Below are 25,843 nucleotides of genomic sequence, written 5' to 3'. Positions count from 1 at the left end.
AGTGAGCTCCTCTTGTGTTAGATCTGGACTAGGTTTCCCAGAAAGAGGCCACTTAGCCAAATAATTGGCGGCAATATAATTTTGTCGATAACTCCTGTAAAGACTAAGGCCAGAATGATAACGAACCCTACCGGCTCCAGATAGGCATATCGGCGGGCCAGTTCGGGAGGCAGAAGTCCGTAGAGGATCTTACTGCCATCGAGAGGAGGCACGGGAAGGAGATTGAAGATGGCCAGCCCGATATTTATCTGGACAGCCAGATAGGCCATTAGGAGTAGGGGTTTTAAGACCGCACTAGCCAGGGCTGGGGAGAGCCAGGAAAGGGGCTGGTAGATAAAAGGCCAGGCCCGGAGGGCCAGGGCCAAAGTGGCGGCCAAAAGAAGATTGGCCATAGGGCCGGCCAGGGAAACCCAGACCATGTCCTGACGGGGGTGGCGAAAGTAGCGGGGATCAACGGGCACTGGTCTGGCCCAGCCGATGGCCTGGGTGAGGAAGAAGACCAAGGCCCCTAAGGGATCGATGTGCTTAAAGGGGTTGAGGGTCAGACGCCCAGACTCCTTGGCTGTTGGATCCCCCAGGCGGTAGGCCACATAGCCATGGGCCAGCTCGTGGACAGTCACCGCGGCCAGAATGGGGATGGTCAGAAGGGCTATTTTTTGAATGAGATGGGCAATCACTTTAAACGAGCTCCCGGACGGGCCTGGGGGGCCTCTACGAGGTGGAGGCCGTCTTCATCTTCGGCCATTAGCATCATCCCCTGGGAAAGGACGCCCCTGAGCTTTACTGGTTTAAGGTTGGCGACGATGACCACCCTCTTCCCCACTAGCTCCTCAGGTCGAAAGACCTTAGCCACCCCGGCCACAATGGTTCTCTCCTCCGGGGCCTTAACGGTGAGCTTTAAGAGTCTATCGGCCCCGGGGATTGGTTCGGCAGCGACGATTTCGGCTACCCGGAGATCTATCCGGGCCAGGTCTTCGATCTTGATCGTCTCTGTCTTCTTTTCTGTTTTTTTCACCTCTTCGGTCGTAGAAACCTCGGCAGCGCTTTTATCCTCCCGGCGAGGAAAGAGGGGAGGGCCACAGGACGTTTTCCTCTGGGGTTTAAGAAGACCGAAGACCCGGGCCTTATCCAAACTCAGGGCCTCTTCGGTGGTCAACCCCAGATAGGAAAGAAGCCTGCCGGCGGCCACAGGCATTACCGGAGAGAGAAGTATCGCCACGATTCTTAAGGTCTCCAGGAGGTGGTAGAGCACCGTCTGGAGGCGTTCTCGCTGTTTGGCATCCTTAGCCAGGACCCAAGGGGCCTGCTGGTCAATGTATTTATTGGCCTGGCCAATGAGCTCAAAGACCGCGGTCAGGGCCCGGTGAAAGCGATAGGCGACCATTTCCTCTTCATATCGGGATACGGTGCTTAAGGCCGCCTCCCGGAGGGCAAGGTCAGGGGCCTCGGCCACGGCCGGCTCCGGTATGAGCCCCTGGTTGTATTTGTTGACCATAGTCAGGCTTCGCTGGACAAGGTTGCCAAAGTCATTGGCCAGATCGGAGTTAAAGCGCCTCACCAGGGCCTCCTCGGAGAAGTTGGCGTCCAGACCAAAGGCCATCTCCCGGAGGAGGAAGTATCTTAAGGCATCGGCTCCAAAACGTCTGATAAGACCTTCTGGGCGCACGACGTTCCCCAGGCTCTTGGACATCTTGGCGTCCTGGACATTCCAGTAACCATGGACATGGAGCCCCTTGTAAGGGGGGAGACCGGCAGCCCGGAGCATGGTTGGCCAGTAGATGCCATGGGGTTTGAGGATGTCCTTGGCGATCAGGTGGTGGGCCTGGGGCCAAAAGCGTTCAAAGCGATCCTGATCCTCAGGCCAACCCAGCCCGGAGATATAGTTAATAAGGGCGTCAAACCACACATAGGTGACAAATCCATCGTCAAAGGGGAGTTCTATACCCCAGGTGAGCCGGCTTTTGGGGCGAGAGATGCATAGATCCTCAAGGGGATCCTTAAGGAAGGCCAGAACCTCATTGCGATAGCGTTCAGGGGTGATGAATTCTGGGTTGTTTTTGATGTGGTCAATGAGCCACTCTTGATAACGACCCATGCGAAAGAAATAATTGGCCTCTTTAAGGTGAACGGGCTCCACCTTGTGATCCGGACAGCGGCCATCGACCAATTCTTTCTCGGTGAGGAAACGCTCGCAGCCGAAACAGTAAAGCCCTGCGTATTCGCCAAAGTAGATGTCGCCGGCCTCATAGACCTTTTCCAGGAAGCGCTTTACGGCCACCTTGTGCCTTTCCTCAGTGGTGCGGATGAAGTTGTCGTACTCAATAAAAAGCTTGGGCCAGAGATCCCGGAAGGCCTGACTCATCCGATCTACATATTCCTGGGGGCTTACCCCCGCCTCTTTGGCGGCCTGGACGATTTTGTCACCGTGTTCGTCGGTCCCTGTCTGGAAGAAGACCTCCTCTCCAGCCAAACGGAAGAAGCGGGCCACTACATCGGCTACCACCGTGGTGTAGGCATGACCAAGATGAGGTTCGGCGTTGACATAGTAGATGGGGGTGGTCACGTAATAGGACATCAGCTCTCCTCCTTGGCCTTTACTTGCTCAATGGGGACATCGATCTCCCGGCCATCCTGAAGTTCAAGGGTGACGGTGCGTCGAAATATGTTGTGGCGGATAACCTTTCCTTCGCCGTGGGGGCAGCAATATCTCTTGCCGAATTTGGGCATTTCCTTCTTAAGGTCAACGTAAACCTGATGTTCATAAACCAAACAACAGAGCAGGCGACCACAGATGCCAGATATCTTGTTGGGATTCAAGGGGAGGCTCTGCTCTTTGGCCATCCGGATGGAGACAGCGTCAAAGTCCCGAATAAAACTGGCACAACAAAGTTCGCGGCCACAGGTGCCAAGGCCACCCAGCATCTTGGCCTCATGGCGAACCCCAATCTGGCGCATCTCTATGCGGCTTCTGAGCTCCCGGACCAGCTCTTTGACTAGCTGGCGAAAGTCCACCCGGCCGTCGGCAGTGTAATAGAAGATGATCTTGCTACCGTCAAAAAGTCGTTCTACCCGGACCAGCTTCATCTCCAGGCCCAGTTCCTGGATCTTAGTCTCGCAGACATCCCAGGCCTGGTCTTCCTGGGCCAGGATTTTATGATAACGGTTAATCTCTTTGACCGAGGCCCGACGCAGGACCATGGGTAGGCTTCCCTTGAGTCCGGGATAGAATACCGGTTCTAGAACTACCTGCCCCACCTCCGGCCCATGAGGGCCCTCTACCAGAACCCAATCTCCGGGGGAAAGAAGCAGATCCTTGGCGTCAAAGTGGGTGGTGGGCAGATCTGGCCGCAGCCGGACTTCTGCTACCCTGAGGCCATTGCCAGTGGGAACCTCTCGTCCTTTGAGCTCCCGGGCCTCATCGGTCTTTTGGTGGTTTAAGGGACGTTCTTTGGAACGATGGCGTCTTCGATTTTTTTTGCTGGCCATAGCTTCTCAAAATACCACGACCATTAAAGCCTCGAAAGGCGCAACAGCAGGGCCTCTAAGGTAAGACGAGGGTTGGCGGCCCGCTCCAAGGCCAAGATGGCCTTGTTTATCTGGCTCAGGGCCTCCCTCACAAAGGGGGTGGGGCCTTTAAGCTGATGTTCCCGAAGAAGTAGGGCCCAGGCCTTAAGGAAGGTGATAATTTTATCCCGATCGGTTCCGATCCTCTGGACAAGCCTAAAGACAGCCATGGGTGACCCCTGGCCCAATTTCATAAAAGAAGAGAAGGTCTCTTTGATGGAGGTCAATCCTCCCTCATCGATAAACCTTAGAGCCTCCCCGGGGCTCCCCAGGGCCAGCCCTGCGGCGAACCGGGCCTCTTCAGGGGAGAGGCCCCGGCGCAGCAGAACTTTTTCTGTTTCTTGAGGGGACAGGGGGCCAAAATAGAGACGCTGACAGCGGGAAACTATGGTCGGCAATAGGTCCTCCTCCCGCGGGGCCACGAGGACAAAATGGGTTCCCTCCGGGGGTTCTTCAAGGATTTTAAGCAGGGCATTAGCTGCCTCCCGCCCCAATTTCTCAGCCTCATCTAAGATGACCACCCGGCGCAGCCCTTCAAGGGGAGAGAAGGAGAGCCATTTCTTTAACTCCCGAATGCTGGCAATGGAAATCTGGCTCCCTTGGGGACTGACAAGAAGGAAGTCGGGATGGGAACCACGCCCAGTCTTAAGACATGAGGGACAGCGGCCACAACCAGACCCTTCCCTGCAAAGGAGTATTTGTCCCCAGGCCAAGGCACAGGTGGCCTTGCCCACCCCTCGGGGACCATAGAAGAGATAGGCCTGAGAAAGATGACCGGAGACCAGGGCCCTTTTGAGGGTCTTAAGAGACCGCTGGTGCCCTACTATCCCTGAGAATCCTTCCATGACCTACCTATACCCGGAACCGGCTCTGATGTCAGCCCGCCTCACCTTGTCTTTTCTTTGAGGCTTGCTATTTTAGGGCCACCTTATGGCTAAGATCAGAGGGGTTATTTTTGTTATTTTCCTGGTTCTTTCGGTTCTTATTATGGGGCCTGTTGCTATTTTCCTCGGCCCCTTTGACCGTAGTGGTCGTCTGGCCCACAAAGTCCCCCGTCTTTGGGCTAAACTTCTCCTTAAAGTGGCTGGGGTTCGTCTGGAGGTGGTGGGCTTAGAGAAGCTTGATCCCCACGGATCCTATGTCTTTGCCGCTAATCATGCCAGCCAGTTTGATATCTTTGCTCTGGAGGCCGGCCTTCCCTTTGAGATTCGTTGGCTGGCCAAAAAGGAACTGTTTGATATTCCTATCTTTGGTCATGGCCTGCGGGCTGTGGGAAACATCCCGGTGGATCGCGAAAATCCCCGGGAGGGTCTAAAAAGCCTTGCCGCCGCCGCAGAAAAGGTAAAAGAGGGGCTCTGTGTGGTTATTTTCCCCGAGGGGACCAGGAGCCCTGATGGTCGGCTATTACCTTTTAAACCCGGGGGTATGGTTCTGGCTATAAAGAGTCGCCGTCCCCTTGTTCCTTTGAGTATCGTTGGTAGCCATGAGGTACTCCCTAAAGGCAAGATCCTCCCCCGTCCGGGGAAAATTCGGGTAATTATCGGAGACCCCATCGATACTCGAGCCTACAGCCTGAGGGATAAAGAACGCCTGGCCGAAGACCTCAGGCAGAAAATAGCCGCTGGCCTTAATAGCTAAGTCCTTAAGGCCCTGGCTCGGGCAGCCTTGCGCCCGGCCTCAGTAAGAAAGGCCTCTTCTGGTGACTCCTTGCCTTCGATCTCCCAGCGCACCAGAAGATCAATGTCGTGGAAAAGCCGGGCCTCAAGGCCGGTAGGATTTTGGCTGTTCAGGATTTCTCTGACCTCGGCGATCATGTCTTCTGAGGCCCTTATGTCTTCCAGGATATCTTGAATCTGGTCGGGGAATTCGGCCAGATAGGAGGCGATGATTACCAGGGCCAACCGACCACCTTCCTCGGGAACCAGCTGTTCGGCATAACGGCGCCTTAAAGCGGCCCTCTGGCCGGCCTCAGGACGCTTTTGCAGAAGGGGCTCGACCTTTTTCTCCAGGCGGTCCTTAAGGAACTCCTGGCGCTGTTTGAGAAGCTCGGGGGAAATAGAACCTAGACACTGTTCGGCGTAGGGACAGTAGGCAGCACAGCCAAAGTCCATGCGGGGATTAGGGAGACGTTTGCCACATCCGGGACAGCGTCGAGAGGCCTCATCCTTAAAAAACTCAACCTCTCCACCGCAGTGGGGACATTTGACCTCAAAAATAGCATCTTCCTTCCAATAGCGGGTATCCTGACCGGGACAGCGCATATTTTAATTTTACTCCAATCTGATACTAAATTTAAGGGGCGACCTTAAGTCGCCCCTTTTTGTTTTAGATCTTTTCCTGGGCCTGGTGGCGCATTTTTTGGGCCAATTCCTTAATCTCTACCAGCGTCTTTTTCATTTTGGCGTATCCGTACCAGGTGGTGTAGTCGGGGTTCATGTGGAAGGCCCCCTGGAAGGTCTTCATCCGGTAGTCCATAAACATCATGTAAAGAAGCTGTTCGATCTTGTAGGGGGTTTCGTAAAAACGGAGAAGATCCGGGTAGGGATTGTTGTCCTCCGACTTGATGATCCCCTCCTTTCTCAGGGAGGCCACAATCTCAATGGCCTGGGCAAAGAGGCGATCTGCCTCGCGGAGCATCATATCTGCCTGGTGAAGTTGTTCTTTGACAAAGGCGCTGTTATGGCATCTCTGACAGGTTCGGACCATCTTTTCCCTTTCAGCCTGCCACTCCTCTTCAGTAAGTCGGGCTACCTTGCCCGCCTTGATAACCTCGAGCCTGTCTGTGGGCTTTCCCTGGGGATCGAGAACCCGGAAGGCCTTAAGGATAGTCAGGCGCCAGGAGAGCCACTCCTTGTCCTTTTCGGGGAGTCTCAGGCCCAAAAAGCCCCAGGCGGTCATCACTCTATGATCTCCATCGGGCATGTGGCAAGTCTGACAGCGGGGGCCCCGGCGTTCATCAATGGCCCGACCCATGAGTCGATCAAGGCGGTAGATCACCCCGTGTTTGGACGAAGACCACATTTCCCACTGGGGATGGTCAAAGCCCATATGGCAGGTCATACAGGCCTCAGGTTCTTGAGCCTCGGCCTTGGAGAAGGCATGCCTGGTGTGGCAGTTCTGACAGTCCATAGCATATTTGGGGTAATCAGGTTGGCGTTTGGCCTCGGCCGTGGCTCCCAGAGAGTGGCAACCGCCACAGCCCTTGCGCCCCTTAATAAAGGCTTCCGGCTGCAGGTGAGTGGTAGGCATGGCCTTCAGGGCGATCCAACCCAAGAAATGCTTGCCGCTCATATACTGTTTGGCCTGCTTGGGATGGCAGCGCTGGCAGGTTTCGATAGAGGGTAGCTTGGCCTTATCTACGTCGTTGGCGCTTTGGTGTTCTCGACCATGGCAGGAGGCGCAGGTGAGGGTCTCAGACATCTTGCTCCGGTGAAAGTCTTTGACAATTCCCGGGGTTACCTTGAGATGACAGTCCTCACACGAAGATGGCTTGGCCCAGATCGGCGAGCCTGAGGTCAGGAAAAAGATAAAGACCAAAAGACCGCTTAGTTTGACTCTTCCCATTTCCCCCCTCCTAAAGTTTTTTAGAGCTACTCTTGCCAGGAGATGGCCTCCACCGGGCAGGTGTCTATGGCCTCCTGGCAGTCACAACGGGAGCAGGCCTCTTCATCTTTGACCTGCGACTTTTCCTCTTCGTCCAGCTCAAAGACCTCCGGGCACAGCTCCACGCAGGTGCCGCAACCTATGCAAAGCTCTCGATCAACCACCAATCGGGCCATAGAATCCCCCTTTCTCAGCCCTCACGGACTGTCTCCTTGAGGGTGGCCATTAAAGGTTCAAGTCCCATCTTTTCCACCACCCAGGCGAACCGCCTCTTGGGACGTCCGTGTTCGTTGAAAAATTTAAGGACCGCGTCCATTACCCCAAGGGCCTCGTCTTCTCCTTCCACCAGGCCCAAAAGGAGGCCTGGCCGGGGTTTGTAGCCCCCTTTGCCGCCGAGATAGACCTTGTAGCCATTCCTTACGGCCACAAAACCCAGATCTATGTTGTTGGCCCAGGAGCAGCAGGCCGGGCAACCGCTTACAGCCACCTTGAATTTATGTGGTACCGGGTGCCCCTTAAAACTCTCGTAGATTCGTTGGGCCAAGGGGAAAGTTTCCTTAAGGGCTAGCTTGCAAAAAGGGGCCCCGACGCAGGTTCGGGGTTGAAAGGAGGTGGCTGCTTTCCGCAATTGGGCCCCGGCGGACTCCAGACGCTCAATCACCTGGGAGACCTTCTCCGGCTCAATTCCCAAGACCATGACCTTCTGGGCCGTGGTGGGGTGGACCACCAGCCCCTCACCAGCCAGTTCGGCCAGGACCAAAAGCACCTCCTTGGCCATAGTAAGCTGTGGAAATTCTACAGAGACCGCATAGCTTCCGTCTTTCTGGGGTATGGCTCCAGGGATCTTAACCTCCGCCATATAAAGCCTCCTCTCTTAGGGCTTTGCTAGTCTTTAAGTTCGGTAGCCAGAAGCCTTTTGAATCGCTCCCAGCCGATCTTCTGAATAATGGTTCCCAGGCGTTCACCCCGCTGGTTCAGCTTTTTGTAGAGGGAAACGGTGGCCTCAAGGACCTCAAGGGCCCTTTTTTCGTCGGCCAGAGGGAGATATTCTGTCGCCAGCCGGGGATGGCGCCCCAGTTTCCCTCCCAGAAGTATCCTGTAGCCCGTGGAAACGACTTCCAACGTCCCTGAGGGGCAAACCCGAGAGCACGCCCCACAGGCCAGACAGCGCTCGGAGTCGATTATCGGCCCATCGGCCAGCTTGATGGCCTCTTCTTCACAAACCTTTAGGCACTCTCCACAGGCCAGACAAGGTTCAGTGGTTACCCCGACGTTGGCCTGACCGATAAGGGCAAAATCCCGAATGTGGACCTGGGAGCAGGCATTGGGGCACTCGGATATACCCACCCGAAATTGATGGTGGTGCTTAAGCGGGCCGCCCACCTTTTCCTGAAGGAAACTGGTCAGATCGGCCTCTTTAAGGAGGGATTCCATCTTTTTGATAAGCTCGCCAGAATTGGTTACGGCATTGGGACAACCGCTGGCCCCAAAACAGGCCTCCACGGCAAACCCCTCTCGTACCTGGGCCGCCTTGTCCCTTAAGACCCTCTTGGCCTCGAGGACATCAGCCTCCGAGATGGTACTTTTACCTTTGGCCCGGACAAACTCCTCCACCTGTTTGCGCACCCGTCCTCGAACAAAGAAGGGTACCCGTTTGATGAGGGTCTCGGCCTCTGGTTCCCAGCGCATTTTTGCCTCCTTACCAGTCCTCTTCCCGGAGGATGGCTCCCCGGGTGCCAATGGTCACCACCCGGAGAGGAATGTCTTTGCCGGCCAGCTCCATACCCTTTTTGATCATTACCGGCAGACCGCCGCAACAGGGCACTTCCATAATAAGAGCGGTGATGTCTTTAATGTCTGCCTGGGCAAAGATCTGGGAGAACTTTTCTATATACCCCTGAGGGTCGTCGAACTTGGGGCATCCGAGAAGGATGATTCTCCCCTGGAGAAAATCCTCGTGTAGCCGCGGATAGGCCACCGGGGTGCAGTCGGCGGCCACCAAGAGTCTGGCTCCTTTAAGGAAAGGGGCCGTGGGGGGAACTAGCCGAATCTGAATGGGCCAGTGGCAAAGGGCTGAATTGGTCTGGGCCCGGGGAATATTGGCTGTCTCACAGGCAGGGGCTCCTTGAGCGTAGAACTGAAGCCTGGCAGAAGGGCAGGTAAAGCCATCCTTGTTTTGGGCCTTTTTCTTTTCTTCCAGATATTTTTTTACGGCCTCCTCGTCAAACTCCTCCGCCGGACGCTCAACGATTCTCAGAGCCCCCTTTGGACACTCACCAAGGCAGGCCCCCAGGCCGTCACAATACTTTTCAGCCACCAGTCTGGCTTTGCCGTTAACGATCTCTATGGCCCCTTCGGCGCAGGCTGGCACACACTGGCCGCAACCATCACAGAGTTCTTCGTCTATTTCGATTATCTTTCGCACTCTCTTGGACATAGGTTCGCTCCTTATGTTTTTTCTCTAAAGAATAACGGTAAAGGATCCCTTTCTCCTTGATTCAAATCAAAGGGGGCCAGGGAATCGTCAGGAGACTTTCTTCTTTAGCCATTCTTTTAGCTGGCGGTAGGAGAAGGTATTTAAAATGTTCTGCGGTTCACACCAACCCCTTCGGGCCACGGCTACCCCTAGGGAAAGAAAATTCATTTGTTCCAGACTATGGGCATCGGTGCCGATAGCCAGAAGGACTCCGGCCTCTTTGGCTGCCCGGGTATTTACGTCGTTTAAGTCAAGGCGTTTGTAATAGGCGTTTATCTCCAGGGCCACTCCCGCCTTTTGGGCGGCGGAGAAGATGGTCTTAAGATCCAGAGGATAGGGATCTCTTTCTCCGATGAGCCGGCCAGTAGGATGACCAACGATGTGGACTAAAGGGTTTTCAATGGCCGCTAGAATCCGGCCGGTCAGGGTGGCTTCGTCTTGACGGAAGCCACTATGAATAGAGGCAATTACCAGCTCAAATTCTCGCAGGAGATCATCTGGGTAGTCCAGACGGCCATCAGAAAGGATATCTACCTCAGTCCCAAAGAGGAGCTTGACATCCTTGCTATGGCGGTTGAAGGCCTGGATTGCGGCCTTCTTGGCGGCGATATCCTTTGGGGTCAGCCCTCCGGCCACCCGTAGCCCTTGGGAGTGATCACAGATCCCCACCCACTTAAGACCAAGCTGTCTGGCCTTGGCTCCGATCTCTTCTACGGAGGCTGTCCCATCACTGAAGAGGGAATGGACATGAAAGTCTCCCTTTATCTCATCATAATTCACCAGGCGGGGAAGTTGCCCGGCCTGGGCGGCCTCGATTTCCCCGCGGTCTTCCCGGAGTTCGGGAGGGATCCAGGGAAGGTCAACGGCAGCAAAGACTTCTTCCTCCTCCCGGCCCCCCACCCTTTCATCCCCCCGGAAGATACCGTACTCATTAATCTTAAGGCCCCTCTGGACCCCCAGCTCCCGGATGCGGATGTTATGGGCCTTGGATCCCGTAAAGTAGGCCAGAGCGGCTCCGTAGCAGGCGGGATCAACCGCCCGGAGATCCACCTGGATACCCTCCTTGAGCCGGACGCTGGTTTTGGTTTCTCCCCGGGCAATAATCTCACCCACCAGGGGCAGGGAGACGAAGACCTCCATGATCCTGGCGGGGTTGCGGGAGGTCACCAGGATGTCGATATCCTTGACTGTTTCCCGTCGCCGTCTGATGGAACCAGCCACATCGATTCGATCTACAGGCGCCTGGCGGCGAAGCATCTCAACCAGGGCCTCGGCCAAGGGCAGGATCTCCCCAAGAGGTCGCCGCCCCACGTGCTGTTTGAGGAGCTGGATTCCCCGCAGGATGTTCTCTTCGGTCTTGGATCGGATTCCAGGCAGGCGGCTTACCCGATGTTCCAAACAGGCCCGTTCCAGCTCCTCAATGCTCTTTATGCCCAGCTTTTCATAGAGAAGCTTGGCCGTTTTAGGGCCCACTCCGGGGATGGACAGGAGGTTTATCAGCTCAGGAGGAACTTCTCTCTTTAAGTCTTCGTACTTCTGACAGGTACCGGTGCTGATGATCTCCTTAATCTTCTGGGCCAGATCCTTACCGATACCGGGAATCCGTTCCAGCTTTCCGGCCCGGGCCAGTTCCTCTACGTCTACAGTGAGGGCCTCGATGTTTTGAGCGGCCCTCTGATAGGCCCGAACCCGGAAGGGATTATCGCCTTTAATTTCTAAAAGGGCGGCAATATGGCGCAGAACCTCGGCCACCTCTTTGTTCTTCATGGGCTACCCCCTTTGAGAAGCTTCCGGGCCAGGGGGGCGTAAGGCCCCTGGGGGTCTACAGAAAGATAGCGTTTCAACCATATCCGGGCCTCTCTGGTCCGATCAATGAGCAGGAGGGCCTCTCCAAGGCAGAAGTAAGCATCACTGAATTCCGGATCTTTCTCCACCACCCGGCGGAAGAAGACAGCGGCCATGGCCGGCTCGGCCTCTTCCATAAGGAGACAGCCCAGGTTAAAGGAGGCCTCCGGATGGTCTGGTTCGATTATCAGGGCCTCAAAGTAGCGCTCCTTGGCCTGGGAAAGATCTCCCTCTTGGTAGTGGAGGTTGCCCAGATTGACCAGGCTGTCGGCATGCTGAGGGTCAAGTTCAAGGGCCTTCTGATAGGCTAGCAGGGCTCCGCTTTGATCCCCCTGGGCCTCCCGGGAAAGCCCCAGGTAAAACCAACCTTCAGCCGTGGTAGGGGAGAGGTCAAGGGTCTGGGGGCAGAGAGGGGAGAAGTCTAGGCAGAGCTGGCCACCGGGCTCAAGGAGTACGTCCCCTCTTCGTAAAAGAAGCCGTCTTCCGCGGAGCTCAAGGCGAGGGAGGTCCTCTGGATCAAGCCTTCTGAGGCCTCTGATGAGCCTCTCCAGGTCCATCCCCTGGTCCAAAAAGGCCTTGATTCGGCGCAGGGCCCGAAGCTCTCGAAACCCCCAGAAGGGGCCATCTTTGTCCCGGCCGGAGGGAACGATTCTCCGGCGGGCCAGGGTCTTTATCTGGCTGGCCGAAAGGCCGGTTAGCCTGACGACTTCATCGAGTCTGAAGGCCTGTTTCATCTACCAACCCCTCAAAGACAGGGGCCCTGAAGCGTCCCTTGTTGGTTATCTCCTGATAAGATACCAGGCAGCTAAGCTCCGGGCTTACCCAGTGGGCATCTTTAATTTTTACGGTCGGAAAAGGACGCCCCGGGGGCAATTTCTGGAGACGCTGGAGGAGCAATCTTTCTTCTTCCTGCTTGAGGCCCGTTCCCACGCGTCCCCGGAAGCGCAGTCCCTCTTCGGTCTCCTCTGCCACCAGGAGAGAGCGGAGGCCGCCTTTGGGGCCGGGTATATAACCCACAATAAGGCATCGTCTCCGGCCCCGGGGTTTGAATTTAAGCCAGTAATGGCTTCTCTGGCCGGGGAGATAAGGGCTTCGGATGTCTTTGGCCATCACCCCCTCTAAACCTCTCTGACAGACGGCGGCAAAGAAGTCGAGCCCCCGGTTGAGAACATATTCGGATTCCACCAGATAGGGATCCTGGGGTAGAAGTTTCCGAAGATATTCTCGACGCCGAATAAGGGGAAGGTTAAGGAGGGGTTTATAACCAAGGTAGAGAAGATCAAAGACTATATACGTCGCCGGAAGGCTCCGGGAAAGAAGACGGATTTTTTCTTTAGATCGGGTATGTTCTCGCTCCTGAAGGCTGGTAAAGTGCGGCCGCCCCTCTTTTAAGACCACAATTTCTCCATCAAGAACTACTCCATCCTGGGGAATGACTTCGGAGAGATGGCTAAATTCGGGGTAGCGGTAAGTGATATCTCGCAGCCGGCGGTTCTGAAGCCTTAACCGGCCTCTTTCCAAAAAGAGAAGACACCTGGTGCCATCCCATTTGACTTCATAGAGATGGTCAGGGGAGTCAAAGGGGGCACTTAGATAGGCCAACATGGGCCGGATGGTTTCAGGAAGTTTTTCGGACACGGTCCTTTTTTAAGGCCCGGCCTTTGGCCCGGACCAGCCTCTGGCCGGCAGTCTCCTGGGCACTCCTCTTTAAGGCCTCCATAAGGCTGACTACCCGGGCCTTTTCCTTTTCGGGGCGAATCTCAACGGCCTCACCTCTGGCCTTGGCCTCGATGAGGGCCATGACGGCCTCCCGGTAGTGATCCACCAAGGTCTGGGGGTCAAAGTCCAGGCTGAGGTTCTCAACAATGGTCTTGGCCAGGGAAAGGCCCTGGGGATCAAGCCCCTTAAGGCCGGAGAGCCTTAGGCCCTCGGCCGCCAGGACCTCATCCCGAAAGTGAAGGGTGCAGACCAGAAACTTTCCCTCGTAGGGTTTAATAAGAAAGGGGCGTTGGCGGTTGCGGATAATGGCCTCTCCCAGAGCCGCCCGCCCGGTCTCCTCCATGGCCCGATAAAAAAGAGCCAAGGCCTCTTCGGCCGCCGGTCCATCGGGAGCAAGGTAGTGCCAGTCAGCATAAAAGAGCGGCGGGACCGACTGGGGCGGAATAAAACCCTTAATCTCTATGGCCCCAGAAGAAGAGAGGCGCAGACTCTCAAGCTCTTCGTCGCTAATAAACACGTAGTGCTCTCTGTCCAGCGGCCAGGCCCGGATGATCTCTTCGTCGCTTACCGGCCGGCCGCAGCGGGGGCAGACCTTTTCGTATCTGATCCGGGTGCCGCATTTCCGGTGCACCAGATGAAAGGAAAGGTCCTTTTTGCTGACCGCCTGGTAGAGTTTGATGGGAATGGTCACCAGAGAGATCCTTAAGACCCCTGACCAGATAGCCCTCATCGACCGCCTCCCTTCTATTTACTATTTTGACCATATAGCTCGGCCCTTCGGAGATCAAGGGCTCTTTCAGGCAACCTTCCTGGCGAAGGGGCGGGAGAGCAGAAGCCCGGCCTCAAAGAGGAAATAAAGGGGTAGGGCCATAAGAGACATATTTATTACATCGGGCGTGGGGGTGAGCACAGCGGCCAGGATGGAGATGATCAGGATGGCATGGCGTCGGTAGCGGGCCATGGTTTGGGGCCTTACCAGCCCCAATCTGGCCAAAAGGATCATAATCAGGGGAAGCTCAAAGATGAGACCAAAGGCAATGATAAAAAGACCCACAAAGGAGACGAACTTGCCTACAGAGATAACCGGTTCGATTCTTCCACTACCGTAGGAAAGGAGAAATTTGATTCCAAAGGGTAGGGTGACAAAGTAGCAGAAGGCAGCCCCGGCATAAAAGAGGGCCGTGGCCACCAAAACGAAGATCAGGCCAAAGAGGCGGGAGAGATGAAAGGTGGCTGCCAGGGCCAGCCAAATGCGCAGGAGAATAAGAGGCATGAGGATGAAGACGGCCGAGGCCACTGAGAGCTTGAGCATTGCCAAAAAGGGTTCAGCAATCCCGAAAAAGGCCAGCTTCTGGTGAAGATGATGCTGAAGATGGCGCAGGAGAATGGGGGAGTAAAAATACAGACCTATCACCGTGGTTACAAAGAGGCCGGCCATCAAGAGGATGGCCTTTCTTAGCTCAAAGAGGAAGATAAGGGTTCGATGATACAGACTAGGGTCGGGGGAGCGCATCAGACATCTCTCTGACGTAGGTACTCCACCGCATTTCGGAAAAGGCTAAGACCCAGCCCCTCCTCTGGCAAACTCTCCCTTGTCCAGGCAGGGTGGTTTGTCCGGTGATTGAAGGCCTCAGGGTGAGGCATGAGGCCAAAGAGACGCCCCGTGGGATCACAGAGGCCGGCGATGGCCGCCATCGAGCCATTGGGGTTGAGAGGATAAGTCTGGGTCGGCTCTCCTGTTTGAGGATCCGCATATTGGAGGGTGTGGAGGTTCTCTTCTTTAAGACGCTCAAGGACTTTTTCATCAAGGGTGACGAACTTACCCTCACCGTGACGCACAGGAAGATAGAGTCTCTCCAGCCCCCGGGTAAAGATGCAGGGGGACTGAGGGTTTACCTTTAACCAGACCCAGCGATCCTCAAAGCGCCCGGAGTCGTTATAGGTGAGGGAGACCAGGCGCTGGGTATAGAGGCCATCAAAGCCGGGCAACAGCCCCAGTTTGACCATTAACTGGAAGCCATTACAGATTCCCAGAATAAGGCCGCCTTTTTTGATAAAGGCCAGGAGCTGCTCCATTAGAGGTTCACCGGTGGTCTTGACCCGGGCGTGGCGAAAACGGTGGGCCGCCGCCTGGGCGGCACCCAGGTTGTCTCCATCCAGGAACCCCCCGGGCAGACAGAGAAAATTGAAATCATCAAGACGCCGGTCCCCGTGGATGAGTTCGGCCTGGTGGACAATGTCCACCCGGTCGGCCCCCACCGCTCGGCAGGCGTAAGCTGTTTCCCGTTCACAGTTGGTTCCAAACCCGGCCAGAACTAAGACCTTTACTTGGGCCATGGTTATCTCTCCTTAGGCGATGTCCTCCCCTTCTCTACAGCCTCTTAAAGACCACTTCAAGCCTTGAAATCCGCCCTTTCTCAGGACTGGAAGCCGCCATCTGGAAGGCTATAGTGGTTAATATTCTGGTTTTTTAAGGGGGTGAATAAGAATGAGGGTGATTACTAGAGACTTTTCTCTCTCCACCCGTGGATTTGGCGATACCCTGGATATTACCCCTCAGGTGCAGGAGATCCTTGAGGACTCAGGGCTTTCTGAAGGATGCCTCACGGTCTTTGTTCCGGGCTCCACCGGAGCGGTGACCACCATTGAGTTTGAATCCGGGGTCATCTCCGACCTTAAGCGGGCCCTTGAGCGTCTTGTCCCCCAGGATATGGCCTATGAGCATGATCTGGCCTGGGGCGACGGAAATGGCTTTTCCCACGTTCGGGCGGCCCTGATGAAGCCATCTTTGAGTATTCCCTTTAAGGAAGGCCGTCTGCTCCTTGGGACCTGGCAGCAAGTGGTCTTTTTAGACTTTGATAACCGGCCCCGCCGGCGCCGGTTAGTGGTTCAGCTGATAGGAGAATAAAGGGGGGCGGAGCCCGCCCCCCCTCTTTGACCCTATTTGCTTTTCAGTAGCTCTTTCCGGCCCTTTATGAGTTCATCCACCACTGCCGGGTCAGCCAGGGTGCTGGTATCACCCAGGTCTTCATACTGGCCGGTGGCAATCTTTCTCAGGATACGGCGCATGATTTTCCCCGAGCGGGTCTTGGGCAGTCCGGAGACAAACTGGAGATACTCCGGTGTGGCAATGGGCCCGATAACTGTCCGGACGTGCTTGACAAGCTCCTTGCGCAGCTCATCTGAGGGCTCATAGCCCTCCTTGAGGATGACGAAGGCGTAGATGGTCTCTCCCTTTACCTCATGGGGGACACCGATGACCGCGGCCTCGGCTACCGCCGGGTGGGCTACCAGGGCAGACTCAAGCTCCATGGTGCCCAGCCGGTGGCCGGAGACGTTGATGACATCATCAAGGCGACCCATGATCCAGAAGTAGCCGTCTTCATCCTGCCTGGCCCCATCGCCGGTGTAGTAGTAGCCCTTGAAGCGGCTGAAGTAGATCTGCTTAAAACGTTCTGGATCACCCCAGACCCCCCGGAGCATTCCCGGCCAGGCCCGGGCCATACACAGGTGTCCCCCTTCGTTGACCCCGGCGGGGGTGCCGTCGTCTTTAAGGATGACGGGTTCGACTCCGGGCAGGGCCAGGGTGGCCGAACCTGGCTTAAGGGGCATGGCGTAGGGAATGGGAGAGATGAGAAAACCTCCGGTTTCTGTCTGCCACCAGGTATCCACAATGGGACAGCGCCCCTGGCCAACGTGGGTATAATACCAGAGCCAGGCCTCGGGATTAATGGGCTCACCCACTGTGCCTAAAATTCGCAGAGAAGAGAGATCATATTTGTGGGGCCATTCGTCTCCTTCGCGCATCAGGGCCCTTATCACCGTAGGGGCGGTGTAGAAGAGGGTCACGGCGTAGCGCTCACATAGCTCCCAGAACCTTCCTGGATGAGGATAGGTGGGAACGCTTTCATACATTATCTCCGTAGCCCCTAAGGTCAACGGACCATAGACGATATATGAATGGCCGGTGATCCAGCCAATGTCGGCCGTACACCAGAAGATATCTTCGGCCTTAAGATCAAAGACCCATTGAAGGGTGTGGGCTGTGTAGACCAAATAGCCGCCGGTGGTATGGAAGACCCCCTTGGGCTTTCCGGTGGATCCTGAGGTGTAGAGGATAAAAAGGATATCCTCGGCATCCATCTCCTCACACTCGCACCAATCCTTAATATCTTCAGCCCAGATGGCCTCGTGATACCAGATGTCTCTTTCAGGCTCCCAGTTTATATCCAGCCCCAGACGCTTGACGACAATGCATTTTTCCACCGTGGGACAATCCTTCAGGGCCTCATCGGCATTTTTCTTGAGCTCTATCTTTCGACCCGCTCGCCAGCAACCATCAGCGGTGATAAGGAGTCGGGCCTCACAGTCCTGAATACGGGTTTTGAGACTCTCGGAGGAGAACCCTCCAAAGACCACCGAATGGATGGCTCCGATCCGGGCACAGGCCAGCATAACTACCGGAAGTTCAGGGATCATGGGCAGATAGATGGCCACCCGATCTCCCTTCTTGATACCCAGTTTTTTGAGAACGTTGGCGAAGCGGCACACCTCCCGGTGGAGCATCTGATAGGTATAGACCCGGACATCTTCGTCGGGTTCACCCTGCCAGATAATGGCCGCTTTGTTTTTGGTCTCTCCGGTAAGATGGCGATCGAGGCAGTTGTAGCAGGCGTTGAGCTTTCCTCCTTCAAAGAAGCGGATCTCTGGTTTTTCGAAATCCCAATGGCATGTCCGATCCCAGAGGCGGAACCAGCTGACCAGCTCCTTGGCCCGTTCACTCCAGAAGCCATCCGGATCCTCAAGACTGTAGCGATAGATCTCTCGGTATTCATGCATGGTGGCAATGTAGGCCTCGTCTCGGCCGGCCTGAGGGGGATAGAAAACCCGCTGTTCCTTGAGGACCGATTCAATCTTGGTGGTCTGGGACATAGAGGGCACCTCCTAATGTGATTTTGGTAACATAAAAAAAGCGGGGCCAACCGGCCCCGCTTTTTAAAGCCCGCGGCTAAAATAGATACTGAACCGAAAGGGTAAATCGGTTGGCCACATCTGTCTGATAGTCTCTTTCGGTCTCTATATGGATAACCTCAAACCCCACCTTAAGTGGTTTGGTGAGTTGATACCAGACGTTGGCAAAATACTGGCTGTTTTGGGTAAACTGACGATCGCTAAGATCAGCAACGGTGCGCCCCTTCATGATATCGCTGTCGCTGGGGTTGTCAAACCCTAAACCCACCGTAGCCGACCAGCGGGGGGCAAAAAACCAGGTAACGTCAGCCCAGCCTCCTGAGGCCCAGGCGGCCTTGCCGTCTTCCCGGGTGTCCAGCTCGTAGCGGAGAAAGCTCTCTCCGATCCCCTTACCAAACCAGGCCTCACCTTTGAAAAGGAGCCTTTTGTCCAGAAGGTGGAACTTCCATTCGGCCACGGCCAGCCAGCGATCAACGTTGCTGGAATCCTCTGCTTGGTAGCTGGCATGACGGTAACCGCCACCCAGGGCGATCATGTTCCCTGGGCCAAGAAGACCGCCACTGTAGGCCACCCGGGCCAGGGCCCAGGGCATACGGTCCTCACGGTTGGGATCAAGCCGCCGGTGCTTCATGAGGGCCAGGAGGAGCTCCCAGTTTTTGTTAATCTTTTGGCGCAGGGTTACCTGGGGAACCCGCCACCAGAGGTTGCCAGCGGCACTCAGGATACCAAAGTCTATGGTGGAGGGATTCAGCCTGGCCACCGGGATCCAGTCTTGCCCAATGCGAAGGCTGGTCTTGGTGGCCAGATTGGTGATATCCGAGTAGGCCAGGCGCATCCGCGGGATGAGATTGTTGCCGTTGTTATAGCCGTAGAAGTCCATCTCAAAGCGTCCTTTGACCAGCCAGTCTCCCTCTTTATGGGCCGCCCAGAAGCCAAAGCGGGTATCCCGGGGGTTAAAGTTGGTGGAATCGTTGCCGGAATCAGCGTTTTCGGTCCTGCTCCGATTGGCCACCGCCCCGATGAAGTCGTTGTAGTAAGTCATCTTGGCCGTGTCATAGGTAAGGTCGGTTTTAAGCTTGCCGTAAAGGAGCCATTCGGTGTTTTTCTTGCTAAAGACCGGACGGGCCTCTTTGGCCACCACCTGGGGGGCCACTCCCTGACTCTGGACCTGCTCCAGCTTCTTTTGGAGGGCCTCAATCTGGGCCTGCATGGCCGCCTGCATCTCAGCCATCTGGCGCTTGAGGGCCTCGATCTGGGCCTTAAGCTCCTCGGTGCTCTCGGCCCAGGTTGGTGCCGCCAGGAGAAGAAATCCTAAAATGACCAGAATGAATGTTTTTAAAGGCTTCATCTCTCACCTCCTGCAATTTTTTCACCTTAAATGGTCGTTTTTAGGTCCATCGCAAATTTTAAGCTTTTAGTCAAGCCGTCAATTTACAGGCTTAGAGGATCAAGCCACCGAAGGCAGCGTCAACCAGTTCTTTAAGTCTTTTTATGGCCTGGAAGGCGTAGCGGAGCATGTCTTGGTCGTAGGCGGAGAGCTCTTTGGGGTTCAGGTAATAACTAATGGGTTCACCCCTCTGCCAGGAGTTGATTTGGGCCTGAAGGGCGTGATGAACCAAAATATGAAAGGCATGCTCAGCGTATTCGGCATCCTCTCGCGAGAGGGCCCCTTTGCTGGCCAGGGCCCGGAGGCGCTCCAGGGTGGAGGCCTCGGCGATACCGGCCTTAAGGGCCAGGACTCTTACAGCTTCCACCACAAAGATGAGGCCGCTGCGTTTAAGGTTCAGCTTTCCCCGGTAAGGGCCCTCTTTTTCGGTAATGAACTGCCGAAACAGCCCCAAGGGCACCCGGTGGCGGGCCTCTTCTTCATACATCTGGCGAATGACGTTGTGGTGTCTCTGGATGGTTCTTATCTCGTAGTTTCGTAGCTTTTCAAAAAGGGAGGGCTCTCCTAAGATGGGAGAGGCATCAAAGATAAGGGTCAGGTATCTTACAGTGTGGTAACTTTCGATTTTAAGCCAGATGAGGAACTGCTCCTGCCACTCCGAAAGTCGTTTCCTCCAGAGAGGGTTTTCGGCCATGATGTATCCTGGACAGCGTGGATAGCCTATTTCCTCCAGATAGCGGCCGAATCTGGTGGCTAGCTCCATAAAGAAACCATCTATTTTTCCGTAAAGCCGGTCGGGATAATCTGCCAGGATCAGGCCGTGATCCTGGTCGGGGCTAAGGAGGGCCTCTCCTCGACCATGGCTCCCGGTAAGAAAGAGGCAGAAAGGAGCCGGGGGAGGGGAGGTCATGGATTCAAGGGCCAGCTCTAAGGCCCGCCGATGGAGATCTCGGTGAATCATAGAGACCATGGCCATCACCTGGGGGGCGGCAAGACCACTGGAGAGGCGGCTTGCCGCTAAGGCCGGCAAGGTGGCCTTGATCTCTGCCAGCTCTTTGGTTGATTTTGCGGCCTCTATCTGACCAATGATCACCAAAGGCTCGGCGTGAGTAAGACGCATGAGATGGCGCAGGGTAATAATCCCCACCACCTGGCCCCCTTCCACCACCGGAAGGTGTTTTATTCCCCGCCGGGCCAGCAGGGAGAGGGCCTCATATACCCTGGCGGTGGGCGGAAGGGTTACCGGAGGGGCGCTCATAATGGCCGCTGCCGGGGTTCTATCTGGATCCACTGTCTCCTGGGAGACGACCTTGGTGAGAAGATCCCGTTCGGTGATGATTCCTACCGGAGTTCCGTCGTCTCCCACCACCACGGCAGAGGAAATCTGCCGCCGGGCCATCTCCTGGGCCATCTTCCGAATGGAAATATCCGAGGGACAGGTGAAGACCGGGGAGACCATAATCTCTGAGATCCGGCTTTCATAAGAAAAGGGGCTTAAGGCCTGGAGCCTCTGGCGGATGAGATGACGGGGGATATCGGTTGGCCCGGACATTAGAACTTCCTCTGGAGTCTGCGAATGGAGTACATCTTGCGGCAAAAATCAAAGAGATCCTCAAGGGTGTGGACCCCGCGGCGCTCCAGATAGGGAATAAAGCGCAGAAAGATCTCTGCGGTAAGAAAGGCGTCTCCCAGGGCGCTATGGAGGCCGGCCACGGTGATCCCCAGACGTTGAGCGATATCATCGAGATTGTGTCCGGGAAACTCTTCAAATAATCCGTAGGAGATTAACAGGGTGTCCACTACCGGGAAGTCGAGCTTGAGGCCCTGGCGTTCGGCCTCAAGCTCTAAGAACTTGAGATCAAAGGCGGCGTTGTGGGCCACCAGGACGGTTCCCTGGCAAAAGGCCAGGAAACGAGGCAGGACTTCGGCTAGGCTGGGGCGATCGCGGACCATCTCGTCGGTAATCCCGTGGATCTTGGTGGCTGATCTAGGGATGGGACGCTGGGGATTCACCAGGGTGTGAAAGATCGCCTCTCTTAATATTTTGCCCCTTTCTATGCGCACCGCGCCAATGGCTACAATCCGATCTCCCCGAGAGGGTTCAAGCCCCGTAGTTTCAGTGTCGAAGACGGTGTAGCTGAGTTCCCGGAGGTTTTTTTTACGGTTTACCTCTGTCAGGTGGCCGGCGGCGAAGAGATCAAAATCAAAGGCTACGGGCCGCCAGGCCTTGGGGGCCTCGGTAATGGTCAGGCTAGAGAGGTCTTCCTCCGGCCCTTCCTTGGGGGCCCTGAGACAGGAAGGCCCGGAAGGGCTCTGAAAGGTCATGACTATTCCCAGGGTGCGGCCGGAGTCGTCCTGCATCAAACAGGCCCATCCTTTAAGCTCCTTCCAGGAAATAGGGCGGCAATTCTGGGGAGATTTCTCCAGATTCAAAAGAAGATCCGTCAGGAGCTTCTGATCAAAAATGGTAAGGGCACTTCCTCCTAAAAAGGCCTTGTCTTCTCCAAAGAGCCGAATTGCCGCCGGGTTGATAAGCACAATGCGAAAGTCCCGGCTGATAACCAGCACGGCCTCGGCCAGGCTCCGAAGAATAAGGGCCAGGGCATTTTTCTCCAGCTCTAGTCTTCGAGTGGCCTCCTCAACCAGGTGTTCAAGCTCAAGGGCCCGTTTGCGAAAGGCCGTTCCCAGCCTCTGGAGATGTTCGGCCAGGGCCTCAAGGGAGTGGAGGGTGACCGGACCTTCAGGGACAAGGTCCGGGGCATTTTCCATGACCAGTATCTCGGCCTCTTTGGCCAAACGGCGAATTTCTCTCAAGGGATAGGTATAGATGAGCATCATTAAAAACAAAAGCCAGAAGGTATAGGCAAACCCGAAGACCAAAAAGTAAAAGGGGATTTCCTCCCTTACCTGTATCTGATGAAAGAGCCAGATAAAGCCGATCCAAAAGGCTCCCAGAACCCCACCCAGCCAGAGGATGAGAAAGGCGGTTCGAAGCTTTATCCCCGAGGGCCACACGGCTAATTTATTTGAGATAAGGCAACATGGCCTTAAAGGCCGGGGTGCCGGCCTTCCTTAAAAGCTCATAGATGACCATCTCCGTGGAGACCACGGCCACTGCCAGTTGGCGAAGATATTCCAGACCATAGGCCATATTCTCCGGCCTTCTGGAGGAGGTGGCATCGGCAACTACCCGGGGGCTGTAGCCCTCCTTAAGGGCCCCCAGGGCGGTTTGATATACACAGATGTGGGTCTCCACCCCGCAGAGAAGGAGCTCCTTCCGCCCTAGATCAGCCAGGGCGGAGCGGATCTCCGGGTTGTCGAGGGCGTTGAACTCCACCTTGTCATAGTATTTCGTCCCCCCAAGAAGATTCCCCAGATCGGGTACGTAAGGCCCTAAGCCCTTTACGTACTGGGTTGTGGGGATGATGGGTATCTCTAGGTTCTGAGCCAGGCGAATAAGCAGGGAGATGTTCTTTTCCACCCTTTGGGCCTCATGGATGGCGGCCATCAACCTTTCTTGGGGATCAACAACCACCAGAACGAGATCTTCGGTTTTTAAAAACTCCGCCTTCATAGGAACCTCCTGCCTGTATTAAGGGGCTGTTTGCTGTCTATCTCCGGCAGTCGTAAAAGCCGCTTATCTGGAGGCTTTTTGAGCTCGGCCTCCAGATATCTTAGCCTATCGGCAATGGTTGAGGGCTTTTGGCTTATATTATGAAGGATTCGGTAAATGATCCCTGGCCCTCGGGCCAGATTTGGGTCAAGCTCAAGGGCCCGGCGATAGTCTCTGATGGCCTCTTGGTAGCGGCCTAGATGGTCATGAACTATGCCTCGATTGGCCCAGGCCTCAGCAAATTGGGGGTCTTGAACCACCAGGTTGTTCAGGATTTCAAGGGCCCGGGAGTAGTCTTTTGTCTGAATAAAGACCAGAGCCTGGCCGAGTCGGGCCGGAAGAAAATCTGGATTTAATTCTTCAACCCTCCGAAAACACTCCAGAGCCTTTTGATATTGGCCGCGCTCAAGGCGATAGTTGCCCTCACGATAGGTCATCTCCCCGGGAAAGTGTTCTTTATCTGCCGTAACCGTGAGAAAACCCCAGGCCATAAGGCCCACCAGGGAAAGGCCGAAGAGGAGATTGAGCAGATCCCTTCGAGTCATAGAGGACACCCGTTGGCAGATGGGGGCTTTGCCCCCATCTGCTGCTTAATCTGGCATATCCAGATCAAAACGGGCCTTCTTGAGATCCGCAATATCTTCTACCAGGGCGACGATTTCCTTGTCCGGCATGGTTGACATTTCCATCTTGTAGGCCAGAAACCACATCATAAAGACCCCCAAGGCCCACCAGATGATCTGCCAGGCCCAGATGGAAGGCATGCCAAAGATCCAGGTGCTCATGTCTTTGGGATTGCCAAAGATGGTGTTGCTCAGCACGGCTCCAGGACCTATGGCGAAGAAGAACCAGATGAGGGTGATGGCCCAGGCCAGGGGAACCAGCCTTTTCTTCTCGGGAGAGAGCCCGGCGTGCTCCTTTAAGAAGTGGTGGAATTGGGCCTTGTGCTCCTGGACCTTACGGTCTTGGGTAAAGGCGCTGACAATGATGGCGATGCCCAGGTTGAAGATGATCCCCCAACCAGCGGAGTGGATGGTCAGGGGCCAGCGGCCCCAGGCCTTAATCCCCAACCACTTCTGGCCAATGGTTTCAGTGCAGGTTACAGCGATAAGTCCGGCAATAAGCCCCAAGACGATTCCCTGTCTGGTTAACCAGGGCCAGTAGCAGATGCCGATTAAGGCGGGCCACATCTGGAAGCCATAGGCGACAGCCAAGCCGCCCAGAAGAACCAGGGCATCCTTGGATGTAGTGGCCACTATCAAGGCCGCCCCGACCACGATGAGCACGGCAATGCGCCCGAAGAGTTTCTGCTCGGCGTGAGAGGCATCTGGACGCAGGTAAAAACGATAAAGATCTCGGGTGATCATGCCGGCGGCCGTAGACATATAAGCTGATCCTGTTGACTGCATGGCTGCCAGGGCACAAACGGCCAGAAGCCCTACCAGCCAGGGGGCGGTGTCGGCCATAATGTTTATGAGGGCCGGCACCAGCATGCCCTGCTTTCCGGGCATCTCCATCAGGTCTTTGTGGAGGTTGAGCACGTCTTTGGCTATACCCAGCTCCAGGAGTTTGTGATCGGCGCCGATGAGATGGCCTCCCATCCCCTGGATAGCGGTAAAAACAATGAGGATGAAGCCGATACCCGCGGAAGAGGCCCAGACCTGCTGAGGGGCAAAGGGTTTGGGGTTCTTGTTGGAGAAGGCCCACATGGAAAAGGCCGGGGCAGATTGGATCCCCATAAGGGCAAACATATAGGTGAGGATCATTATTCCTGTCCAGGCTCCACCTACAGCACTGGGGCCACTCTTTACAAACTGAATTACCCCCGGAATGGCCACATAGTGGCTATAGCCGTCAGGGGTTAGCTTGGTGTCCACCTGGGTCATCTTAAAAATGCCTTCCTGGAGGGCATGCCAGCCACCTACCGATTGGAGGGTGATAAGGCCAATGGCCACAATACCCAGGGCCAGAAGGATACACTGCATGGTGTCCACATAGGCTACGGCCCTGAGGCCGCCCATAGCCACATAAAGAATAACGACAATAGAAAGAAGCCACATTCCGACCTCCACTCCCAGGAGGCCATCTGTGAGGACGTTAAAAAGAAACCCTGAGGCCCGAAGCTGGACTCCAAGGTAGGGAATGGAAAAGACCAGGGCCACAATGACTACCAGGAGCCGAATGATGTTGGACTGATAGTAGTGGGCAAACATTTCCCCTGGGGTTACATAACCAAAGCGTTTGCCCAACATCCACTGACGCTTAAGAAAGATTACCCCGGTAAAGGGAATGGTAATGGCGTAGAAAGAGGCGAAGGCATACTGGAACCCGTCTCGATAGACCAGCCCCGGATGGCCGATGAATGTCCATCCAGAAAACGAAGTGGCCGTAGCCGCCAGAACGAAGACCCAGAGGGGAATCTTGCGACCGGCAATGAAATAGTCGGAGGCCGTCCTGGCCGTCCGGGCTCCTTTGATCCCCCAAAAGATACAGTATGTCCAGTAGAGAGCCACAAAGACAAACAGCCAAATTACCTTTGGCGCCATAAAAACCTCCTCTCGAAAAATGGTCTCCAGCCCTTTTGAACTTTGAAAAGTGAAGCCACCGCTAGCCTTTCACCTCCTTTCTTTCTAAATTCAATTTTTAGCTGAATATCTTATTTATC

25 protein-coding genes are annotated in these 25,843 nt (G+C 55.4%); 2 read left to right on the top strand and 23 right to left on the bottom strand.

The annotated features are described in order from the left end of the window. Nucleotides 1–17: 17 nt before the first annotated feature. Genes G4V39_RS02630 through holB form a run of 4 tightly spaced genes read right to left on the bottom strand, consistent with a single transcriptional unit; the run spans nt 18 to nt 4,409 of the window. Complete coding sequence (locus G4V39_RS02630; protein ID WP_210412165.1) at nt 18–677, bottom strand: site-2 protease family protein; 660 nt, start codon at nt 675–677, stop codon at nt 18–20. Further along, on the bottom strand, nt 674–2,575 hold the full coding sequence (metG, locus tag G4V39_RS02625; RefSeq protein ID WP_166031462.1) for a methionine--tRNA ligase: 1,902 nt from the start codon (nt 2,573–2,575) through the stop codon (nt 674–676). Before metG ends, G4V39_RS02630 begins: the two co-directional genes overlap by 4 nt. Next, nucleotides 2,575–3,486, bottom strand: coding sequence for a PSP1 domain-containing protein (locus G4V39_RS02620; RefSeq protein ID WP_166031461.1), 912 nt, complete (start codon nt 3,484–3,486; stop codon nt 2,575–2,577). Before G4V39_RS02620 ends, metG begins: the two co-directional genes overlap by 1 nt. Before the next feature lie 23 nt (nt 3,487–3,509). After that, nucleotides 3,510–4,409 (bottom strand): DNA polymerase III subunit delta', encoded by a 900-nt coding sequence (gene holB, locus G4V39_RS02615; RefSeq protein ID WP_166031460.1) that lies wholly within the window; start codon nt 4,407–4,409, stop codon nt 3,510–3,512. An 85-nt stretch (nt 4,410–4,494) separates the two neighbouring features. Here holB and G4V39_RS02610 point away from each other — a divergent pair, with 85 nt between their 5' ends. Beyond that, nucleotides 4,495–5,202 (top strand): lysophospholipid acyltransferase family protein, encoded by a 708-nt coding sequence (locus tag G4V39_RS02610; RefSeq protein WP_166031459.1) that lies wholly within the window; start codon nt 4,495–4,497, stop codon nt 5,200–5,202. Here the strand turns inward: G4V39_RS02610 and G4V39_RS02605 are convergent. From G4V39_RS02605 to G4V39_RS02550, 12 genes are all read right to left on the bottom strand, one after another. After that, the gene (locus G4V39_RS02605) at nt 5,199–5,825 is read right to left on the bottom strand and encodes an FmdB family zinc ribbon protein (protein WP_166031458.1); all 627 of its coding nucleotides are present in this window, start codon (nt 5,823–5,825) and stop codon (nt 5,199–5,201) included. The genes G4V39_RS02610 and G4V39_RS02605 overlap by 4 nt on opposite strands. 64 nt (nt 5,826–5,889) lie before the next feature. Next, the gene (locus G4V39_RS02600; RefSeq protein ID WP_166031457.1) at nt 5,890–7,128 is read right to left on the bottom strand and encodes a multiheme c-type cytochrome; all 1,239 of its coding nucleotides are present in this window, start codon (nt 7,126–7,128) and stop codon (nt 5,890–5,892) included. Nucleotides 7,129–7,154: 26 nt separating this feature from the next. Then, nucleotides 7,155–7,343, bottom strand: coding sequence for a ferredoxin (locus G4V39_RS02595; protein WP_166031456.1), 189 nt, complete (start codon nt 7,341–7,343; stop codon nt 7,155–7,157). A 14-nt stretch (nt 7,344–7,357) separates the two neighbouring features. Then, a complete protein-coding gene (locus G4V39_RS02590) occupies nt 7,358–8,026 on the bottom strand; it encodes a nitrite/sulfite reductase domain-containing protein (protein WP_166031455.1) in 669 nt (222 codons plus the stop codon). Between the two features lie 26 nt (nt 8,027–8,052). After that, a complete protein-coding gene (locus G4V39_RS02585) occupies nt 8,053–8,856 on the bottom strand; it encodes a 4Fe-4S binding protein (RefSeq protein ID WP_166031454.1) in 804 nt (267 codons plus the stop codon). A 10-nt stretch (nt 8,857–8,866) separates the two neighbouring features. Further along, a complete protein-coding gene (locus G4V39_RS02580; protein WP_166031453.1) occupies nt 8,867–9,604 on the bottom strand; it encodes an ATP-binding protein in 738 nt (245 codons plus the stop codon). Nucleotides 9,605–9,691: 87 nt separating this feature from the next. Continuing rightward, nucleotides 9,692–11,410, bottom strand: coding sequence for a DNA polymerase/3'-5' exonuclease PolX (polX, locus tag G4V39_RS02575; RefSeq protein WP_166031452.1), 1,719 nt, complete (start codon nt 11,408–11,410; stop codon nt 9,692–9,694). After that, a complete protein-coding gene (locus G4V39_RS02570; RefSeq protein ID WP_166031451.1) occupies nt 11,407–12,222 on the bottom strand; it encodes a tetratricopeptide repeat protein in 816 nt (271 codons plus the stop codon). The genes polX and G4V39_RS02570 overlap by 4 nt, the downstream gene beginning before the upstream one ends. Then, nucleotides 12,197–13,126: a non-homologous end-joining DNA ligase gene (ligD, locus tag G4V39_RS02565; RefSeq protein ID WP_166031450.1), complete on the bottom strand. Its 930-nt coding sequence runs from the start codon at nt 13,124–13,126 to the stop codon at nt 12,197–12,199. Before ligD ends, G4V39_RS02570 begins: the two co-directional genes overlap by 26 nt. Beyond that, entirely contained in the window at nt 13,107–13,937 is an 831-nt protein-coding gene (gene ku / locus G4V39_RS02560; protein WP_166031449.1) for a non-homologous end joining protein Ku, read from the bottom strand. The genes ligD and ku overlap by 20 nt, the downstream gene beginning before the upstream one ends. A 66-nt stretch (nt 13,938–14,003) precedes the next feature. Then, complete coding sequence (tatC, locus tag G4V39_RS02555; protein ID WP_166031448.1) at nt 14,004–14,720, bottom strand: twin-arginine translocase subunit TatC; 717 nt, start codon at nt 14,718–14,720, stop codon at nt 14,004–14,006. Then, nucleotides 14,720–15,544 (bottom strand): phosphoribosylformylglycinamidine synthase subunit PurQ, encoded by an 825-nt coding sequence (locus G4V39_RS02550; protein WP_166031447.1) that lies wholly within the window; start codon nt 15,542–15,544, stop codon nt 14,720–14,722. Before G4V39_RS02550 ends, tatC begins: the two co-directional genes overlap by 1 nt. Nucleotides 15,545–15,695: 151 nt before the next feature. Between G4V39_RS02550 and G4V39_RS02545 the strand changes: the two genes are divergently transcribed. Beyond that, nucleotides 15,696–16,115, top strand: coding sequence for a secondary thiamine-phosphate synthase enzyme YjbQ (locus tag G4V39_RS02545; protein ID WP_166031446.1), 420 nt, complete (start codon nt 15,696–15,698; stop codon nt 16,113–16,115). A 32-nt stretch (nt 16,116–16,147) separates the two neighbouring features. On the opposite strand, the gene acs is transcribed toward G4V39_RS02545, so the two are convergent. The 7 genes from acs to G4V39_RS02510 all read right to left on the bottom strand — a co-directional run bounded on the left by acs (nt 16,148) and on the right by G4V39_RS02510 (nt 25,724). Next, the gene (gene acs, locus G4V39_RS02540) at nt 16,148–18,139 is read right to left on the bottom strand and encodes an acetate--CoA ligase (protein ID WP_166031445.1); all 1,992 of its coding nucleotides are present in this window, start codon (nt 18,137–18,139) and stop codon (nt 16,148–16,150) included. 76 nt (nt 18,140–18,215) lie between these two features. Beyond that, nucleotides 18,216–19,526: a FlxA-like family protein gene (locus G4V39_RS02535; protein WP_166031444.1), complete on the bottom strand. Its 1,311-nt coding sequence runs from the start codon at nt 19,524–19,526 to the stop codon at nt 18,216–18,218. A gap of 91 nt (nt 19,527–19,617) precedes the next feature. After that, nucleotides 19,618–21,117 carry a putative nucleotidyltransferase substrate binding domain-containing protein gene (locus G4V39_RS02530; protein ID WP_166031443.1) on the bottom strand — a complete coding sequence of 500 codons (1,500 nt, stop codon included), beginning with the start codon at nt 21,115–21,117 and terminating at the stop codon, nt 19,618–19,620. Continuing rightward, nucleotides 21,117–22,580: a 3'-5' exonuclease gene (locus tag G4V39_RS02525; RefSeq protein WP_166031442.1), complete on the bottom strand. Its 1,464-nt coding sequence runs from the start codon at nt 22,578–22,580 to the stop codon at nt 21,117–21,119. Before G4V39_RS02525 ends, G4V39_RS02530 begins: the two co-directional genes overlap by 1 nt. A gap of 7 nt (nt 22,581–22,587) precedes the next feature. After that, nucleotides 22,588–23,139, bottom strand: a complete 552-nt coding sequence (locus G4V39_RS02520) for a hydrolase (RefSeq protein WP_166031441.1) — start codon at nt 23,137–23,139, stop codon at nt 22,588–22,590. Then, the gene (locus G4V39_RS02515) at nt 23,136–23,723 is read right to left on the bottom strand and encodes a tetratricopeptide repeat protein (RefSeq protein WP_166031440.1); all 588 of its coding nucleotides are present in this window, start codon (nt 23,721–23,723) and stop codon (nt 23,136–23,138) included. Before G4V39_RS02515 ends, G4V39_RS02520 begins: the two co-directional genes overlap by 4 nt. 45 nt (nt 23,724–23,768) lie before the next feature. Beyond that, nucleotides 23,769–25,724 carry a sodium:solute symporter family protein gene (locus G4V39_RS02510; protein WP_166031439.1) on the bottom strand — a complete coding sequence of 652 codons (1,956 nt, stop codon included), beginning with the start codon at nt 25,722–25,724 and terminating at the stop codon, nt 23,769–23,771. Between the last annotated feature and the right edge of the window lie 119 nt (nt 25,725–25,843).

The organism is Thermosulfuriphilus ammonigenes, from assembly GCF_011207455.1.
In the GTDB taxonomy this organism is placed as follows: Bacteria; Desulfobacterota; Thermodesulfobacteria; order Thermodesulfobacteriales; family ST65; genus Thermosulfuriphilus; species Thermosulfuriphilus ammonigenes.
This window is presented reverse-complemented; position numbering and strand designations above follow the sequence as displayed.

Excerpts from the sequence above, each read along its gene's own strand:
- G4V39_RS02550 (WP_166031447.1), bottom strand. The coding sequence starts at position 15,544 with ATGGCCCAAGTAAAGGTCTTAGTTCTGGCCGGGTTTGGAACCAACTGT.
- G4V39_RS02610 (WP_166031459.1), top strand. The coding sequence starts at position 4,495 with ATGGCTAAGATCAGAGGGGTTATTTTTGTTATTTTCCTGGTTCTTTCG.
- G4V39_RS02620 (WP_166031461.1), bottom strand. The coding sequence starts at position 3,486 with ATGGCCAGCAAAAAAAATCGAAGACGCCATCGTTCCAAAGAACGTCCC.
- ku (WP_166031449.1), bottom strand. The coding sequence starts at position 13,937 with ATGAGGGCTATCTGGTCAGGGGTCTTAAGGATCTCTCTGGTGACCATT.
- G4V39_RS02600 (WP_166031457.1), bottom strand. The coding sequence starts at position 7,128 with ATGGGAAGAGTCAAACTAAGCGGTCTTTTGGTCTTTATCTTTTTCCTG.
- G4V39_RS02535 (WP_166031444.1), bottom strand. The coding sequence starts at position 19,526 with ATGAAGCCTTTAAAAACATTCATTCTGGTCATTTTAGGATTTCTTCTC.
- G4V39_RS02585 (WP_166031454.1), bottom strand. The coding sequence starts at position 8,856 with ATGCGCTGGGAACCAGAGGCCGAGACCCTCATCAAACGGGTACCCTTC.
- acs (WP_166031445.1), bottom strand. The coding sequence starts at position 18,139 with ATGTCCCAGACCACCAAGATTGAATCGGTCCTCAAGGAACAGCGGGTT.
- G4V39_RS02595 (WP_166031456.1), bottom strand. The coding sequence starts at position 7,343 with ATGGCCCGATTGGTGGTTGATCGAGAGCTTTGCATAGGTTGCGGCACC.
- metG (WP_166031462.1), bottom strand. The coding sequence starts at position 2,575 with ATGTCCTATTACGTGACCACCCCCATCTACTATGTCAACGCCGAACCT.
- G4V39_RS02530 (WP_166031443.1), bottom strand. The coding sequence starts at position 21,117 with ATGTCCGGGCCAACCGATATCCCCCGTCATCTCATCCGCCAGAGGCTC.
- G4V39_RS02515 (WP_166031440.1), bottom strand. The coding sequence starts at position 23,723 with ATGACTCGAAGGGATCTGCTCAATCTCCTCTTCGGCCTTTCCCTGGTG.
- G4V39_RS02570 (WP_166031451.1), bottom strand. The coding sequence starts at position 12,222 with ATGAAACAGGCCTTCAGACTCGATGAAGTCGTCAGGCTAACCGGCCTT.
- G4V39_RS02590 (WP_166031455.1), bottom strand. The coding sequence starts at position 8,026 with ATGGCGGAGGTTAAGATCCCTGGAGCCATACCCCAGAAAGACGGAAGC.
- G4V39_RS02545 (WP_166031446.1), top strand. The coding sequence starts at position 15,696 with ATGAGGGTGATTACTAGAGACTTTTCTCTCTCCACCCGTGGATTTGGC.
- G4V39_RS02605 (WP_166031458.1), bottom strand. The coding sequence starts at position 5,825 with ATGCGCTGTCCCGGTCAGGATACCCGCTATTGGAAGGAAGATGCTATT.
- G4V39_RS02580 (WP_166031453.1), bottom strand. The coding sequence starts at position 9,604 with ATGTCCAAGAGAGTGCGAAAGATAATCGAAATAGACGAAGAACTCTGT.
- tatC (WP_166031448.1), bottom strand. The coding sequence starts at position 14,720 with ATGCGCTCCCCCGACCCTAGTCTGTATCATCGAACCCTTATCTTCCTC.
- G4V39_RS02510 (WP_166031439.1), bottom strand. The coding sequence starts at position 25,724 with ATGGCGCCAAAGGTAATTTGGCTGTTTGTCTTTGTGGCTCTCTACTGG.
- polX (WP_166031452.1), bottom strand. The coding sequence starts at position 11,410 with ATGAAGAACAAAGAGGTGGCCGAGGTTCTGCGCCATATTGCCGCCCTT.
- G4V39_RS02520 (WP_166031441.1), bottom strand. The coding sequence starts at position 23,139 with ATGAAGGCGGAGTTTTTAAAAACCGAAGATCTCGTTCTGGTGGTTGTT.
- holB (WP_166031460.1), bottom strand. The coding sequence starts at position 4,409 with ATGGAAGGATTCTCAGGGATAGTAGGGCACCAGCGGTCTCTTAAGACC.